Consider the following 15,503-nt stretch of genomic DNA (forward strand, 5'->3'; position numbering starts at 1 on the left):
GGGCCGGTCAGGGGGAGTCCGGCCCGGGGATGCGGACGCCGGCGGAGCGGAGCTCGGTCTCGACCAGTGCGACCAGCCGGGCCCCGCCCGATCCCTGTTCTTCGCCGTGGTGGGCGATCAGCTGGTACCGGCGCGCGGCTTCGGCGCGGGCTTGGAGGCCGGTCACGATCTTCAGCTGGGCGGGGTTGGCGAGGAAGTGGTCGGCCGCGGCGGTCGCGAGTTCGGCGATGCGCGGGTCGTCCGGCTCCCAGGCCGCGGCTTCGGCGCCGCGCTTGAGCAAGGCGACGAACCGGCTGTCCAGCAGGGCGTGTTCGACATGGGTGAGGTAGTCGTCGAAGCCTTCCGGTACCAGGGCCCTGGCCAGCACCCAGCCCTCCCTGGTGGCCGCCGCCTCGTCCGGGGTGAAGCCGAGGTCGGCCATCCGCTCCAGCAGTGCCACGGCGCGGTCGGGCAGCAGCGCCCGGTCGCCGTCGGCGAGCCGGTGCAGCATGTCGCGCCGAGCGGTCAACTCCTCGATCCGTTCGGTGAGTTGACGTTCGACGTCGGCGAGCTTGGCGGTGAACAGTGCGGCGTCGGCGTCGAGCAGGGGCCCGGTCTCGGCCAGCGGCACCCCGGCGGCGGCCAGCGTCCGGACCTGCACCAGCCGCAACAGGTCGGCCGATCCGTACCGCCGGTATCCGGAGCTGTCGCGTTCCGGCTCCTCGGCCAGGCCGAGCTTGTGGTAGTGCCGCACCGTCTTCACCGTGACGCCGACGAACGCCGCCGCCTGCCCGATCGTGACTCCGTTCATCCGCCAATCCTGCCTCGGGTTCGAACTCGGTGGCTACGCGCAGCACATCAGTCCGTCGGCCGGGCCGGATCGGCCTGCCCGCCGCGGAACACCTCGCCGACGAGCCTGTGCATCGCCTGCTGGAACGCCCCGCCGACGGACAGGCCGGCGTCGTCCACGCAGTTCAGCGCGGCGGTCAGGGTCCTGCTGCCGTCGGGCGTGCCGTACATCAGCGCCGCGTGGCCCACGGCGGCGCCGTTGTGGGAGATGACGGTGGCGCCGTCGTCCGTCGTCACCACGAACACGCCCAGGCCGTAGTCCATGTTCGGGATGCCCGTCGGGTGCGGGGTACACATCTCGGCCAGCAGCGGGGGCGGCAGGAGCCTGCCGCCCAGGAGCGCGGAGATGAACGTGTGGAGGTCCCGGGTGGTGGAGATCATGTCGCCGCCGCTGGAGATCCAGGAGGGGTTCTGGCGGGTGATGTCGACCGTCCTCTGCTCGCCGGCGTCCTCGTAGCGGTAGTAGGCGTGGGCGTGCGGCTCGGGGATCTCCGGCGAGGCGCCCGGCACCACGGTGCCCGACAGTCCGAGCGGCCCCAGGACCAGCCGCCGCATCTCCTCGGCGACCGGGCGGCCGGTGACCTTCTCGATCAGCAGCCGGGTCAGCACGTAGTTGGTGTTGGAGTAGCTCCAGCCCGCCCCCGGCTCGAACCGGGCCGGCCTGGACAGCGCCAGCCGCACCAGCTCCTGCGGCCGGTAGGTCTTGAACCGGTTGTCCATCCACTCCCTGCCCGTGGTGCCGTAGGGGATGGGGATGCCCGGCGCGACCGTCCCGTCGGCGTAGACCTCGCCGGTGTGGTTGAACACCCCGCTGGTGTGCTGCAACAGCATCCGCACCGTGATCCGCCCGTCCAGCCCGAACTCGGGCAGGTAGTGCGCCGCGGGGGTGTCCAGCCCGACCTTGCCCTCGGCCACCAGTTGCAGCACCAGGGTCGCGGTGAAGGTCTTGGTGCTGCTGCCGATCCGGACCCGCCCGTCCGTCGGCGGCTTCGCGGCCCCGCCCAGTTCGGCCGCCCCGGCGCTGCCGACCCACGCGCCCCGCTCGTCGTGCACGCGCAGCGACACCCCGGTGAAACCGGAGTCGACGATCTCCTCGATCGCCTTCCGCAGTTCCGGGCGGTCCTGCCCGGCGGCGTCGGGGGCGACGGTCCGCAGGGTGCTCTCGTCCTGGCCGGAAGGGCCGGAAGGGCCGGAAGGGCCGGAAAGGGGGAGTGGCATGGTGGTGTGCTCCTTCACATCGGTGACGCCCGGGTCGGCGTCGTGCCGTTGCGAGGAGCTTGAGCCCTGACCCAAGGTCAACCTCAACGGTGATCTGGCTCACAGGCGAGCGGGGGCAAGCCCCGGCGGGCAGGCACCCTCGCCGCTCGGCAGCCTCCACGCCACCCGCCACCGGGAGGCCGCCACGGACCAGTGGCAGCCCGGCAGTCCTCGATGAGAGAAGTGGCGAGAACCGCGGGTTTCCGCGCGGTGCCCGCCGCCACCGGGGCGGACCGCCGCGCGTCGCCCGTGACGGCGGCCTCCGCTTCGGGTATGACGGGTCCACGGCCGTGAAACGCGCACGCCACCGGTGCGACGTTCCCGGCCGCACACATGCCGGTGTCGAACGAGGCGGGCAGTCATGGAACTCGGAGTGTTCGGAATCAGCGCCAAGGCCACGCACGGGCGGCAGGCGACGGCGCGCCTGGCCGCCCTGGCCGAGGAACTCGGTTACCGGTCGTGGTGGGTGGGCGACCACGTGGCGCTGCCCGACCCGCGCACCCCCGACTCGCCCATGGATGCGGACGAGCCGATCCTCGACCCGCTCGTCCACCTCGCCTATGTCGCTGCCCTCACGCAACGGATCGAACTCGGCACCGGGATCATCATCCTGCCCCAACGCCACCCCGTGGTCCTCGCCAAACAACTCGCCAGCCTCGACGTGCTCAGCGGCGGCCGGCTGCGGGTCGGCGTCGGAGCCGGCTACCTGGAACCGGAACTCGCCGCAGTGGGCGTGCCGTTGGCCGAGCGCGGCGCGCGCACCGACGAGTACCTCGACGCCATGACGGCCCTGTGGACCCAGCCCGCACCCTCCTTCCAGGGCAGGTACGTCGCCTTCGACCACCTCGACGCCCACCCCCGCCCCGTACAGACCGGCGGCCCGCGCATCCTCATCGGCGGACACAGCCCCGCCGCCTACCGCAGGGCCGTCGCCCGCGGCCACGGCTGGTTCGGCGCCGGCGACAGCCCCGACCAGCTCGCCGCCAACCTCGCCGGGCTGCGCAAGGCGGCCGACGAGGTCGAACGCCCCGCCCGGCTGGGCCCCCTCGAACTCAACTACACCGCCATGACGCCCGTCGACACCGAGGCCTACCACCGCTACGCAGCACTCGGCCTCACCCGCCTCGTCGTCTACCCCCTGCCCCTCGACGACGTCCAGGACGTCGCCGACTTCCTCCGCCGACACGCCCGCCTCCCCCACTGAACGAGCCGAGGGCCGGCCGCCATCAGTCAAGTTCCAGCCCCATCCGTGAAGCGCCCCGACTGCATTGCGTTCATGGCCACCTGCACGAGCGCAATCCAGCGCAAGCGGATCTGGCCCGATCGTGTCGTATGGGCGAGCGGTGGTCTCACGTGGACGCGGGCCGCGCACCGGGCAACCACCCGGGCCCGGGCCGGGGGTCCGGTCAACGACGGGACCGCCCTCCGGACGCGCACCATCGAGTCATCGCCGCGGCCCGGGGAGAACGCGGGGTTCGGGCCTGGTCCGGCGGGAACGGCCGGACCGGGCCCGAAGTGCCGTGGTGGCGGGCGGTGTTACAGGCCGTCGGTGAAGAGGAGGAGGTTGGGGGTGTCCTGGTGGACGTTGCTCAGGACGTTCCGGGTGGCGGCGCGTTGGAGGAAGGCGGCGGTCTCGGCGGGGTCGGCGTCGGGGTGTTCGGCGGTGTAGAGGGCGGCGGCGCCGGTGACGTGGGGCGCGGCCATGGAGGTGCCGCTGAGGGTGGTGCTGCCGCCGCCGAGTTTGGCGGATTCGATGGCCTGGCCGGGGGCGTGGAGGGTGACGCAGGGGCCCCAGTTGGAGAAGGTGCTCTCCTGGTCCTGCCGGTTGGTGGCGGCGACGGTGACGACCCGGTCCGCGGAGGCGGGGGAGGCGGTGCAGGCGTCGGCGGCGTCGTTGCCGGCGGAGACGACGGGCAGGACGCCCTTGTCGGAGAGTGCGGTGGTGGCGTCGTTGAGGGCCTGGGAGCGTTCCTCGCCGGCGGAGGCGTTGAGGACGGCGGGGTACTGGGCGTGGTGGGCGACCCAGTCGAGGCCGGCGATCATCTGGGCTTTGTCGCCGTTGCCGGTGCAGTCGACGATGCGTACGGAGACGAGGCGGGCCTGCGGGGCGACGCCGTAGGTGCGGCCGGCGACGGTGCCGGCGACGTGGGTGCCGTGGCCGTGGCAGTCGCGGCCGTTCTGGCCGTCGCCGACGGCGTCGAAGCCGGGTACGGCGCGGCCGTCGAATTCCGGGTGGGTGTAGTCGATGCCGGTGTCGAGGATGTAGGCGGTCGTTCCGGCGCCGTGGCCGTGGGTGGTGAACTGGCCGTCCAGGGGCAGGTTCCGCTGGTCGATGCGGTCCAGGCCCCAGGTGGCGGCCGGTGCCCGGGTGGCGCTCGCACCGTCGTGGGGGGCCGGGACGCGGAGGGTGGTGTTCTCCTCGACGGCTTCGACGGCGGGGCTGGTTCGTACGGCGCGCAGCAGGAGGGGGTCGAGGGTGGCGGCGAAGCCGTTCAGCGTGTCGGTGTAGGTGAACCTGGGGGTGATGCCGAGGCCGCGCAGGACCTCACCAGGGTCGCGGCCGTGCTTGAGGGTGACGATGTACTGCCCGGGCACGGCACTGGCGGAGTGCGCCACGGCCACGGCGGTGGAGGCGGTGGGTGGCTGGGCGGCATACGCGGCGGGCGCAAGGGCCGTGACGGGTGTGAGGGTCAGCAGCAGGGCCGCCGACGCCCGGCGGAGGGGCAGGGGCACGGATCGGGCTCCGATCAGTCGGGTCAGTCGGGTTGCCTGCGGGCCCGGCGGCCGCAGGGCACCCGGATCATCCCTGGTGCGGCGGTCGCATCCGCGCCGCCCTGCCGGGCGCGGGGAGCGGACAACCCGTACGGGGGTGGGTGCCGGGAGGCCGAGGCGGGGGAACCAGCCCTGCCGGTCGTCCGGTGGCCGGAGCGCGGTGCGACCCATACCGACCTCGCCCAGGCCCTGTCGCCTCGCCGGTCCGCCGCGCTGGCGACTTGACGAGGAGTAACCGGTTCTCGTTGCCCGCTCCGCATTGAAGCCGCAGGTCACAGGCCCGTGCCGACTGCTGCGGCAGCCCCGCCGAGCGCGTAGCAGGGCGTGGCGGGCCGGTTGCCGGTTGCCGGTTGCCGGTTGCCGGGCGTGCGCAGCCAGGTCCGGCCGGGTGGGGGTCAGGCGTCGTTCTGGCTCGACAGGCAGAAGGTCTTGTCGGCGGCGTGTTCGGTCAGGTACCCGGCGGTGATGAGGGCGGCGACGTCGTACGTGCCCGGGATGTCGCCCGGCTTCAGGGCCGGGTCGAGCCACTGCTGGAGTCCGTTGCCCGGCTGGGAGAACGCGCCCGCGATGTGCCCCTGCTGGACGTTGAACGGCCTCTGCACCTCGAAGCAGTGGTAGTTGTCCTCGCCCCCGTTGAGGGAGTCCGGCGGAAGGGCGCGCTGGGAGAACAGTGTGCCGCCGGGGGCGAGGAACGAGCCGTAGGCGCTGTTCCCGAAGCGGTCCAGCTTCTGGTGCTCCGTCATGCTCTGTACGGCCATGTCGAGGGTGCCGTCGTTGTCGGTGAAGCCGTTGTGGTCCGGGTACTTCCACCCCCTCCAGTCCCGGTACCAGTCCAGGAAGCGCACCGGCGTCACTCCGCCCAGCCGGTCGTAGCCCGCCAGCAGCTTGGTCAGCACGGAGTCCGTCGGCAGGGTGACCGGGCCGAGTTCCTTCCGGGTGCAGAGGTAGTTCTCGGCGCCGGTATCGCGGACCTTGGGGACGCCCTCGCACTCCGTGATCGGCACCGCCCGGGAGGAGGACTGTGCGGCGGCGGTGCCGGTGGCGGCCAGCCCCGTCAGGGGTAGGGCGATCGCCAGCGAGAGGGCGGCGAGAGTGGGGGTGCGCATGGGCGGGCGGCTCCGTTCGGGGTGCGGGGCGTGGAGGGGTGGGACTGGGCGGGTTGCGGCCGTCGGCTCGTACGGCGGACCGTGTGGCCGCCGGACCCGCGCACAGTTACGCACGGCGATTTGCCTTCGTGCGCGCACAAGATGTCCGACGCCGCTGGTGCCCACCCGTTCGGCCGATGCCGCTGACGGATGCTCGGCTCGCGGGAGCCGGACCCGTCCCGTCCGCTCCCTCGCCCTCATCCAGCCCTCCGCCTTCACCGGGGTAGCGCTTGTCAGACGACCGCACGCGCCTTGGTGTCGGCTGTCACGCTTCGGCACATGCGGAGCCTTTCCGGTGGTGCCGTAGCATCCGGATGGCAAAAACGCACACCTGTCAGCGGGGGAGAGTACTGCACTTGTTCAAGAGATCGACGGCCGTGCCGGCCGGGGCGGGCGCACGGGCGGCCTGCGCGGCCGTGCTGATGGTGTCGGGTGCCCTGGTGCTCGGCTCATGCTCGTCCGTGGGGTCGCCGGGCGGAGGGCGGGAAACGCCGGGCGGAGGACGGGAAACGCCGAGCGAGCCCACACGTGTCGAGTCCCGGGAGGAGGCGCTGGCCCGGACGGATCGGGTCCAGGGCCACGTGCGCGAGCTGACGGGCCTCGAGCGGGATCCGTGGAGCAAGCTCATCGGCTACTACAGGTGCCCGGGGCGGGGATTGGGTGTGGCCGACGAGGGCGAGGCCTACCAGCTCAGCTCGGGGATCCTGCTCAAGGCCACGGACGACCAGCGCCCCGAGGTGCTGCGGGCGCTGCGGGAGAAGCTGGCGGGCGAGGGCTTCAAGATCACCTCGTCGGCGTCCGGTGCGGACGCTCAGTCCACCCCGCCCACCTGGGAGTTCGATGCCGTCCACGAGTCCGACGGCTACACCGTTTCGGCGGGCGCGTCGAAGCCCGGCCAGGGTGTGAGTGTGATGGTCGTCCTGCCCTGCCAGGCCCCGCCGTCCGCCGGTGCGGCTTCGCCCGCTCCGACGGCCACCACCTGAGGTCGGCGCGTCGGTCACGTCAACTACGCTACTGGAAAAGGTAGTTGGCGTCAGTCCCGGCACGTCGACTCGTGGCGGCGGGACGCCCCGGCGTGGGTGCGCCGGGGCGTCCGGTCAGGCGTCGGTGCGGCTCGTCGCGGTCAGCGGGGCGTACAGCTCGGGGCGGCGGGTGCGCAGGAGGCCGAACTCCCGCCAGTCCCGGCACTGGTCGAGGTCGAGGTCGGCGACGAGGACGGCGGGCCGGTCGCGCGGGGCGCGGAGCAGGATCCGGCCGTACGGGTCGGAGATGAACGACGAGCCGTAGAAGGTGGACCGGCCCTCCGTCCCGATCCGGTTGGGCACGATCATGAACAGCGCGTTGGCGAGGCCGTTGGCGCTGATGGCGTGCTCCCACATGGGCCGGGTGTCGAAGTCCGGGAGGTCCACCTCGGAGCCGATGGCGGTGGGGTGGACGAGGACTTCGGCGCCGCCGAGCGCGTAGGCGCGGGCGAGTTCGGGGAACCACTCGTCCCAGCAGGTGGGGAAGCCGAAGGCGGCGCCCTGGTGGGCCAGGACGGGGAACCCGCTGTCGCCGGGGCGGAAGCACAGGTCCTCGCGGTAGCCGGGGAAGGCCGGGATGTGGTTCTTCCGGGTTCTGGCGACGAGGGTGCCGTCGCGGTCCACGCAGACGGCCGTGTTGTAGCCGAGGCCGCCGTCCTCGGCGCGCTCGTACAGGGAGGCGTGGACGCTGATGCCGAGTTCGGCGGCGAGTTCGGCGGCGAGGCGGGTGGTGGGCCCCGTCTCGACGTCCTCCAGGTGGCGGGCGGCGCCCTCCCCCATCGGGTCGTCGGTGTTGCAGAAGTAGGGACTGCGGGTCAGCTCGGGCAGGCACACCATCGTCGCGCCCTGCGCGGCGGCGAGTGCCACGCCCTCGCGCAGCCGGGCGTCGTGCTCGGCCGGGTCGGTGTGCCAGCGCATCTGCACGAGCCCGACGCGCAGCGGTGCGCGTTCGGCGGGCCTGGTGCGGCCGGGGGAGCCGAGCGGGGAGCCGAAGGAGGTGAGGACGGCGTACGAGGTCACGGGTGTTCCTTCTGTTCTCTGGCGCTGATACGGAGGTGCCGGTGAAGGCCCTGCGATATAACTGAAAGTTCAGTCAGCTTTGCTGGCGTGGTGAAAATGTAGCCATGCCGGAACGTTCCGGCAAGGGGTGGCCGGCGAATGGTGTGCGGCTGTGCGGCTGTGCGGCTGTGCGGCTGTGCGGCGACCGCGTCGGGCAGGAGATCAGCGCGGCGGAAACCCGATGGCGCAACGCGCGTGCGGGCCTCTGGACTTACTAGGACGTCCAACTATATGGTCGACGACAGGTCCGCGGTGTCAGGGAAGCCGGTGTGAGTCCGGCACGGTCCCGCCACTGTGACCGGGGAGCTCGTCCTCGCAGACGAAGGCCACTGGCAGCCAGCCGGGAAGGCCTGGGGGCGTGCGGTGATCCGGGAGTCAGGATACCGGCCGCGGGTGTTCCGTGTTTTCCACGAGGATGGAGACGACACGCATGACTCCGGGCTGCTCCCGCTCCACTGCCGCTCCTGGTCGTCCCGTGCCCACGGCCGCCGGGGCGTCCACGCCCTGACGTTCCGTTCCGCCGCCGCACGCCCGTGCCGCGGGGCGCACCACCGTGTGCCCGCCGACCCGCGGCGGCCTCCGATCCTCCTCCTCTCCCCACCCCTGTCGAGAGAAGGAACCCGATGGTCCGAGAACTGACCCACTTCGTCGCCGGCAAGCCCACCGCCGGCACCTCCGGTCGCTTCGGCGACGTGTACGACCCCAACACCGGCCGGGTGCAGGCCCGGGTGCCGCTGGCCAGCCGGGCCGAGGTCGAGGCGGTGATCGCCGACGCCGCGCAGGCCCAGCCCGGGTGGGCCGGGTGGAACCCGCAGCGGCGGGCCCGCGTCCTGCTGCGCTTCCTCCAACTCGTCGAGCAGGAGAAGGACGAGCTGGCCCGGCTGCTGTCCGCCGAGCACGGCAAGACCGTGGCCGATGCCCACGGGGACATCCAGCGCGGCCTGGAGGTCGTGGAGTTCGCCGCCGGCATCCCGCACCTGCTGAAGGGCGAGTTCAGCGACAACGCGGGCACCGGCATCGACGTGTACTCGATGCGCCAGCCGCTCGGCGTGGTCGCGGGCATCACGCCGTTCAACTTCCCGGCGATGATCCCGCTCTGGAAGGCCGCACCCGCCCTCGCCTGCGGCAACGCCTTCGTCCTCAAGCCCTCGGAACGCGACCCCTCGGTGCCGCTGCGCCTCGCCGAACTGCTCCTGGAGGCCGGGCTGCCGCCGGGCGTGCTGAACGTGGTCAACGGCGGCAAGGAGGCCGTGGACACCCTGCTGGAGGACCCGCGGGTGCAGGCGGTCGGGTTCGTCGGCTCCACGCCGATCGCCCAGTACGTGTACGCCACCGCCGCCGCGCACGGGAAGCGGGCGCAGTGCTTCGGCGGTGCCAAGAACCACCTGGTCGTGATGCCGGACGCCGACCTCGACCAGGCCGCGGACGCGCTGATCGGCGCCGGCTACGGCTCGGCCGGCGAGCGCTGCATGGCGATCTCGGTGGCCGTCCCGGTGGGGGAGGAGACCGCCGACGCCCTGGTGGCCAAACTGGTCGAGCGGATCGCCGCGTTGAAGGTCGGGCGCTCGGACGACCCGGCGGCGGACTTCGGCCCGCTGGTCGGCGCCGACGCGCTGGAGCGGGTCCGCGGCTACCTGGACCTCGGGGTCGAGGAGGGCGCCGAACTCGTGGTCGACGGGCGGGACTTCCGGCTGGAGGGGCACGAGGGCGGCTACTTCCTCGGCGCCTCGCTGTTCGACCGCGTGACTCCCGACATGCGGATCTACCGGGAGGAGATCTTCGGCCCCGTCCTGACCGTGCTCCGCGCCGCCGACTACGAGGAGGCGCTGCGCCTGCCCAGCGAGCACGAGTTCGGCAACGGCGTGGCCGTCTACACCCGGGACGGCGACACGGCTCGGGACTTCGCGCGCCGGGTGAACACCGGCATGGTCGGCGTCAACGTGCCGATCCCCGTGCCGGTCGCGTACCACACCTTCGGCGGCTGGAAGCGCTCCGGGTTCGGCGACCTCAACCAGCACGGGCCGGACTCGATCCGCTTCTACACCCGCACCCGCACCGTCACCTCGCGCTGGCCCTCCGGGGTCAAGGAGGGCGCGAGCTTCACCATCCCGACGATGGGCTGAGGGCGCCGTGCACGACCTCACAGAGGACCAGCTCGCCATCGCGGCGACCACCCGGGCCTTCGCCCGCGAACACCTGGCGCCGAACGCGGTCGCGTGGGACCAGGCCAAGCACTTCCCGGTGGACGTGCTGCGCAAGGCGGCGGACGTCGGCCTGGCCGGTGTCTACGTCCGCGAGGAGTCCGGCGGCTCCGGACTCACCCGCGCCGACGGCGTGCTCGTGTTCGAGGCGCTGGCCACCGGCTGCCCGTCCATCGCCGCCTACCTGTCCATCCACAACATGGTCGCCTGGATGATCGACCGTTACGGCGACGACGCCCAGCGCGCCCGGTGGCTGCCGGGCCTCAGCGCCATGGCGACCCCCGCCAGCTACTGCCTCACCGAGCCCGGCGCGGGCTCGGACGCGGCGGCACTGACCACCCGCGCCCGCCGGGACGGGGACCACTGGGTCCTCGACGGCGTCAAGCAGTTCATCTCGGGCGCCGGCGTCTCCCGGGTCTACCTGGTGATGGCCCGCACCGGCGGACCGGGGGCCGGCGGGGTGTCCGCGTTCGTCGTCGAACGCGACGACGCCGGCGTCTCGTTCGGTCCCGACGAGAAGAAGATGGGCTGGAACGCCCAGCCCACCCGCCAGGTGCTCCTGGACGGCGTCCGGCTCCCGGCCGACCGCCTCCTCGGAGCCGAGGGCGAGGGCTTCCGGATCGCCATGAACGGGCTGAACGGCGGCCGGCTCGGCATCGCCGCCTGCTCCCTCGGCGGAGCGCAGGACGCCCTGGAGCGGGCCACCGGCTATCTGGCGGACCGCGAGGCGTTCGGCGCCCGGCTCCTGCACGCCCAGGCGCTGCAGTTCCGGCTCGCCGACATGGCCACCGAGCTGGAGGCGGCCAGGTCGCTGCTCTGGCGGGCTGCCTCGGCCCTGGACCGGGGGGACCCCAGGGCGCCGGAACTGTGCGCGATGGCCAAGCGGCACGCCACCGACACCGGCTTCGAGGTGGCCAACCAGGCGCTCCAACTGCACGGCGGCTACGGCTACCTGGCCGAGTACGGCATCGAGAAGATCGTCCGCGACCTGCGGGTGCACCAGATCCTGGAAGGAACCAACGAGATCATGCGCGTCATCGTCGCCCGCGGCCTGATCGGGGCCGCGTGATGGCCGGGACCGACCTCGACGAGGTCCTGGTCCACCGCGAGGGCCGGGCGGGCCTGATCGTCCTCAACCGCCCCGCAGCCCTGAACGCCCTCACCCACGGCATGGTGCGGAGGATCTCCGAAGCGCTGGACGCGTGGGAGGAGGACGAGCGGGTCGCGACCGTGGTCATCACCGGCGCCGGTGAGCGGGCCTTCTGCGCCGGCGGCGACATCGTCGCCATCCACCGCGCCGCCACCGGCGCGGACCCGGGCGCCGTCGAGGAGTTCTGGCGCGACGAGTACCGCCTCAACGCCCGCATCGCCCGCTACCCCAAGCCCTACGTCGCGCTCATGAGCGGCATCGTGATGGGCGGCGGGGTCGGGGTCTCCGCCCACGGCAGCGTCCGGATCGTCACCGAGACCACGCGCATCGCCATGCCCGAGGCCGGCATCGGCTTCGTCCCGGACGTCGGCGGCACCTACCTGCTCGCCCTCGCACCCGGCGAGTCGGGTACCCACCTCGCCTTGACCGCGGGCTCCGTCGGCGCCGCGGACGCGCTGCTCTGCGGCCTCGCCGACCACTTCGTCCCGGCCGAGCGGCTGCCCGCGCTGCTGGACGACCTGGCCGAACTCCCCCTGCACGACGCCCTCGAACGGAACGTCGGGCCCGCACCGGCCGGCGTGCTGGACGGCCGGCGGGCGTGGATCGACCGCTGCTACGGGGCCGACACCGTGGAGGAGATCCTCGACCGCCTGCGGGACAGCGGCGAACCGGAGGCCAAGGAGGCCGCGGACCGGATCGCCGCCAACTCGCCCGCCGCCGTGAAGGCCACCCTCGCCGCCCTGCGCCGGGCCCGCGCCCTCGGCCCGCTGGAGGCCGTCCTCGACCAGGAGTACCGGACCTCCTGTGCGGCGCTCTCCACACCGGACCTGGCCGAGGGGATCCGCGCCCAGGTCATCGACAAGGACCGTTCCCCGCGGTGGAACCCGTCGACGCTGAGCGCCGTCGGGCCCGCCGCGGTGGCCCGCTACTTCGCCCCGCTCGGCGACCGGGAACTCGGCCTGGCCCCCACCACACCCCTGGAGCGCTGGTGACCCGCCGCAACGGATTCAACGGAGTCATCGGATTCATCGGCCTCGGCAACATGGGCGGCCCGATGGCCGCCAACCTCGCCGAGGCCGGGCACACCGTGACCGGCTATGACCTGGCACCCGAGGCGCTGCGGAGGGCGGAGGAGGGCGGCGTCCGTCCGGCGCGGTCCGCGACCGAGGCGGTGCGGGAGGCCGACGTCGTCATCAGCATGCTGCCGGCCGGCCGGCACGTGCTGGCCGCCTACGCGGACCTGCTGCCCGCCGCCCGCCCGGGAACGCTCTTCGTCGACTGCTCCACGATCGACGTCGCGGACGCTCGGGCGGCGCACGACCTGGCCGTGACCGCCGGGCACCGGGCGGTGGACGCGCCGGTCTCCGGCGGGGTGGTCGGTGCCACGGCCGCGAGCCTCACCTTCATGGTCGGAGCCGCCGAGCCGGACTTCGAGGCGGCTCGACCGGTGCTGGAGGCGATGGGCCGCAAGGTCGTGCACTGCGGATCCCCCGGAGCGGGGCAGGCCGCGAAGATCTGCAACAACATGATCCTGGGCATCTCGATGATCGCGGTCAGCGAGGCCTTCGTGCTCGGAGAGAGCCTCGGGCTCAGCCACCAGGCCCTCTACGACGTCGCCTCGACCGCCTCCGGCCAGTGCTGGGCGCTCACCACCAACTGCCCCGTCCCCGGGCCGGTGCCGACCAGCCCGGCCAACCGCGACTACGCGGCCGGGTTCGCCGCCGCCCTGATGGCCAAGGACCTCGGACTCGCCGCCGGGGCCGCCGACGCCGCGGGCCTGCCCACGGACCTCGGACGCAGGGCGGCACAACTGTACGCGGACTTCGCGCAGGCCGACAGCGGCGCCGGCCTGGACTTCTCGGCGATCATCACCACCCTGCGGGAGGACGGCAAGTGACCGGCTACGAGACGATCCTGGTCGAGCGCAAGGGCCGGGTGGGGCTGATCACGCTCGACCGGCCCAAGGCGCTGAACGCGCTCAACACCCTGCTGATGAACGAAGTCGTGCAGGCAGCAACGGAGTTCGACCGTGACCCGGAGATCGGCGCGCTGGTGATCACCGGCTCCGAGAAGGCCTTCGCGGCCGGCGCCGACATCAAGGAGATGCAGTCGCTCGACTTCGTCGACGCCTACCTCGGCGACTGGTTCGCCGCCTGGGACCGCTTCGCCGCGCTGCGCAAGCCGGTGGTGGCGGCGGTGGCGGGCTACGCGCTGGGCGGCGGCTGCGAGCTGGCGATGCTGTGCGACGTCCTCCTGGCGGCGGACACCGCGAAGTTCGGGCAGCCGGAGATCAAGCTCGGCGTGATCCCCGGCATCGGCGGCTCGCAGCGGCTGACCCGGGCGGTCGGCAAGGCGAAGGCGATGGAACTCTGTCTGACCGGCCGGATGATGGGCGCCGAGGAGGCCGAGCGGGCCGGCCTGGTCTCCCGCATCGTCCCGGCGGGCCAACTGCTGGCCGAGGCCCTGGCGGTGGCCGAGACGATCGCGGCGATGTCCACCCCGGCGGCCGTCATGCTCAAGGAGAGCGTCAACCGCTCGTACGAGACCACGCTCGCCGAGGGCGTGCGCTTCGAACGGCGACTGTTCCACGCCACGTTCGCCACGGCGGACCAGAAGGAGGGCATGGCGGCCTTCGCCGAGAAGCGCCCACCGGAGTTCCTTCACCGCTGACGGTCCGAGCGGTTCGCGGCGCGATGTGGCGCGATGCGGCGGACGATCCCTTGACCGGGACTTCTCCGTCTCGCCATGATGGGCCGTCATGTTGTGACTCCGCCGCTGGGGGAAGTCCGGTTCGAATCCGGCGCTGACCCGCAACGGTAGGCCGCCGATCCGATGTCGGCGGCGAGCCCGAGTACCCGGCGGCGGAGGTGTGTCGTCCCCTCCTCCCGTCGTGGTCTGCGGGCCGGAGCTCCGAGGGCTGCCCGGCTTGTTGCCGCCGTCCTCCGGGCCCCTGCGTGCGGGCCCGGAAAGGCCCACCGTGTCCTCGTTCCGACGCCCCCTGCGCCTCTTCGCGATACCCGCGCTCGCCCTCGCCACCGTCCTCCCGGCGGCCGCTGCCGCCCACGCGGCACCTGCCGCCGCGACTTCGTCCCCGACGGTCCGCCCCGACGCCGCCGCGGGCGGCTGGCTCGCCCGCCAACTCGTCGACGGCGACCACTTCGAGTCCGTCTTCAACGGGACCGCCTACCCCGACCAGGGCCTGACCATCGACGCCGTGCTGGCCTTCGCCGCCTCGCACAGCTCCGACCAGGCCGCTGCGAAGGCCACCGCCTGGCTGGCCAAGCCCGAGGTCATCAGCGGCTACCTCGGCGACGGCACCACCGAGGCCTACGCGGGCGCGACCGCCAAGCTGCTGCTCGCCGTCGAGGTGCGCGGCGGGAACCCGACGGCCTTCGGCGGCGTCGACCTGCCGGCCCGCCTGCGCTCGCTCCAGACCGCCGAGGGCCGGTTCTCCGACCGCTCGCAGTGGGGCGACTACAGCAACGCCTTCGGCCAGTCCCTGGCCGTGATCGCCCTGCACCGCACGGCCGGTGGGGCCCCGGCGACGGCCGTCGACTTCCTCGCCAACAGCCAGTGCGCGGACGGCGGGTACCCGGTCGCCTTCGGCCAGGCCACCTGCGCCAGCGACCCGGACGCCACCGCGCTCGCCGCCCAGGCCCTCGCCGCGACCGGCCGCACCGCCAAGGCCGACGCCGGACTCGGCTGGCTGACCGCCCACCAGAACGCCGACGGCGGCTTCTCGGCCGCCGGGGCCGTCGCGTCCAACGCCAACACCACCGGCCTCGCCACGCAAGCGCTGCTGGCCGGCGGACGCTTCGGGGCCGGCCTCAAGGGCTGGAGCAGCCTGGTCAAGCTCCAGCAGGGCTGCGCCACGGACCCGGGCGTGCGCGGGGCGGTCGCCTACGACGGGACCGGCTTCAACCCGGCCACCGGCGCCCGGGCCACGGCGCAGGCCGTCCTCGGCCTCGCGGGCACCCCGCTGGCCACCCTCTCCGCCGCCGGTGCCCGCCCGGACGCGCCCGTGCCGGCCTGCCCGGCGACCACCCGCTGACCCCGCGAGGAGAGCTCC

The 15,503-nt window shown here is 73.1% G+C and carries 13 protein-coding genes and 2 riboswitches; of the genes, 8 read left to right on the forward strand and 5 right to left on the reverse strand.

Annotation, left to right across the window (positions count from 1 at the left end; translation table 11 throughout):
* Positions 1 to 7: 7 nt before the first annotated feature.
* Both ACIOGZ_RS24820 and ACIOGZ_RS24825 read right to left on the reverse strand, forming a co-directional pair.
* The gene (locus ACIOGZ_RS24820; RefSeq protein ID WP_363583462.1) at positions 8 to 790 is read right to left on the reverse strand and encodes a MerR family transcriptional regulator; all 783 of its coding nucleotides are present in this window, start codon (positions 788 to 790) and stop codon (positions 8 to 10) included.
* 47 nt (positions 791 to 837) lie between these two features.
* Positions 838 to 2,046 (reverse strand): serine hydrolase domain-containing protein, encoded by a 1,209-nt coding sequence (locus ACIOGZ_RS24825; protein WP_363583464.1) that lies wholly within the window; start codon positions 2,044 to 2,046, stop codon positions 838 to 840.
* 400 nt (positions 2,047 to 2,446) lie between these two features.
* Between ACIOGZ_RS24825 and ACIOGZ_RS24830 the strand changes: the two genes are divergently transcribed.
* Positions 2,447 to 3,289 (forward strand): LLM class F420-dependent oxidoreductase, encoded by an 843-nt coding sequence (locus ACIOGZ_RS24830; protein WP_363583466.1) that lies wholly within the window; start codon positions 2,447 to 2,449, stop codon positions 3,287 to 3,289.
* Between the two features lie 332 nt (positions 3,290 to 3,621).
* On the opposite strand, the gene ACIOGZ_RS24835 is transcribed toward ACIOGZ_RS24830, so the two are convergent.
* Positions 3,622 to 4,818, reverse strand: coding sequence for a S8 family serine peptidase (locus ACIOGZ_RS24835; protein ID WP_363583468.1), 1,197 nt, complete (start codon positions 4,816 to 4,818; stop codon positions 3,622 to 3,624).
* 434 nt (positions 4,819 to 5,252) lie between these two features.
* Positions 5,253 to 5,963: a TNT domain-containing protein gene (locus ACIOGZ_RS24840; protein WP_400987328.1), complete on the reverse strand. Its 711-nt coding sequence runs from the start codon at positions 5,961 to 5,963 to the stop codon at positions 5,253 to 5,255.
* A gap of 701 nt (positions 5,964 to 6,664) precedes the next feature.
* On the opposite strand from ACIOGZ_RS24840, the gene ACIOGZ_RS24845 reads away from it, so the two are divergent.
* Complete coding sequence (locus tag ACIOGZ_RS24845) at positions 6,665 to 6,985, forward strand: hypothetical protein (RefSeq protein WP_363630054.1); 321 nt, start codon at positions 6,665 to 6,667, stop codon at positions 6,983 to 6,985.
* 114 nt (positions 6,986 to 7,099) lie between these two features.
* Here the strand turns inward: ACIOGZ_RS24845 and ACIOGZ_RS24850 are convergent, their stop codons facing one another.
* Positions 7,100 to 8,044 carry a nitrilase-related carbon-nitrogen hydrolase gene (locus tag ACIOGZ_RS24850; protein ID WP_363583474.1) on the reverse strand — a complete coding sequence of 315 codons (945 nt, stop codon included), beginning with the start codon at positions 8,042 to 8,044 and terminating at the stop codon, positions 7,100 to 7,102.
* Between the two features lie 254 nt (positions 8,045 to 8,298).
* Positions 8,299 to 8,490: riboswitch (cobalamin riboswitch) on the forward strand.
* A gap of 216 nt (positions 8,491 to 8,706) precedes the next feature.
* On the opposite strand from ACIOGZ_RS24850, the gene ACIOGZ_RS24855 reads away from it, so the two are divergent.
* From ACIOGZ_RS24855 to ACIOGZ_RS24880, 6 genes are all read left to right on the forward strand, one after another.
* Positions 8,707 to 10,206 carry a CoA-acylating methylmalonate-semialdehyde dehydrogenase gene (locus tag ACIOGZ_RS24855; protein WP_400987330.1) on the forward strand — a complete coding sequence of 500 codons (1,500 nt, stop codon included), beginning with the start codon at positions 8,707 to 8,709 and terminating at the stop codon, positions 10,204 to 10,206.
* 7 nt (positions 10,207 to 10,213) lie between these two features.
* The gene (locus ACIOGZ_RS24860; RefSeq protein WP_363583478.1) at positions 10,214 to 11,353 is read left to right on the forward strand and encodes an acyl-CoA dehydrogenase family protein; all 1,140 of its coding nucleotides are present in this window, start codon (positions 10,214 to 10,216) and stop codon (positions 11,351 to 11,353) included.
* Positions 11,353 to 12,426 (forward strand): enoyl-CoA hydratase/isomerase family protein, encoded by a 1,074-nt coding sequence (locus ACIOGZ_RS24865; RefSeq protein WP_400987332.1) that lies wholly within the window; start codon positions 11,353 to 11,355, stop codon positions 12,424 to 12,426. The genes ACIOGZ_RS24860 and ACIOGZ_RS24865 overlap by 1 nt, the downstream gene beginning before the upstream one ends.
* Entirely contained in the window at positions 12,423 to 13,331 is a 909-nt protein-coding gene (mmsB, locus tag ACIOGZ_RS24870; RefSeq protein ID WP_363583482.1) for a 3-hydroxyisobutyrate dehydrogenase, read from the forward strand. Before ACIOGZ_RS24865 ends, mmsB begins: the two co-directional genes overlap by 4 nt.
* Complete coding sequence (locus ACIOGZ_RS24875; RefSeq protein ID WP_400987334.1) at positions 13,328 to 14,104, forward strand: enoyl-CoA hydratase; 777 nt, start codon at positions 13,328 to 13,330, stop codon at positions 14,102 to 14,104. The genes mmsB and ACIOGZ_RS24875 overlap by 4 nt, the downstream gene beginning before the upstream one ends.
* A gap of 86 nt (positions 14,105 to 14,190) precedes the next feature.
* Positions 14,191 to 14,312: riboswitch (cobalamin riboswitch) on the forward strand.
* A gap of 99 nt (positions 14,313 to 14,411) precedes the next feature.
* Entirely contained in the window at positions 14,412 to 15,485 is a 1,074-nt protein-coding gene (locus ACIOGZ_RS24880) for a peptidase (protein ID WP_400987336.1), read from the forward strand.
* Positions 15,486 to 15,503: the final 18 nt, after the last annotated feature.

It is taken from the genome of Kitasatospora sp. NPDC088160 (assembly GCF_044741445.1).
GTDB lineage: Bacteria > Actinomycetota > Actinomycetes > Streptomycetales > Streptomycetaceae > Kitasatospora.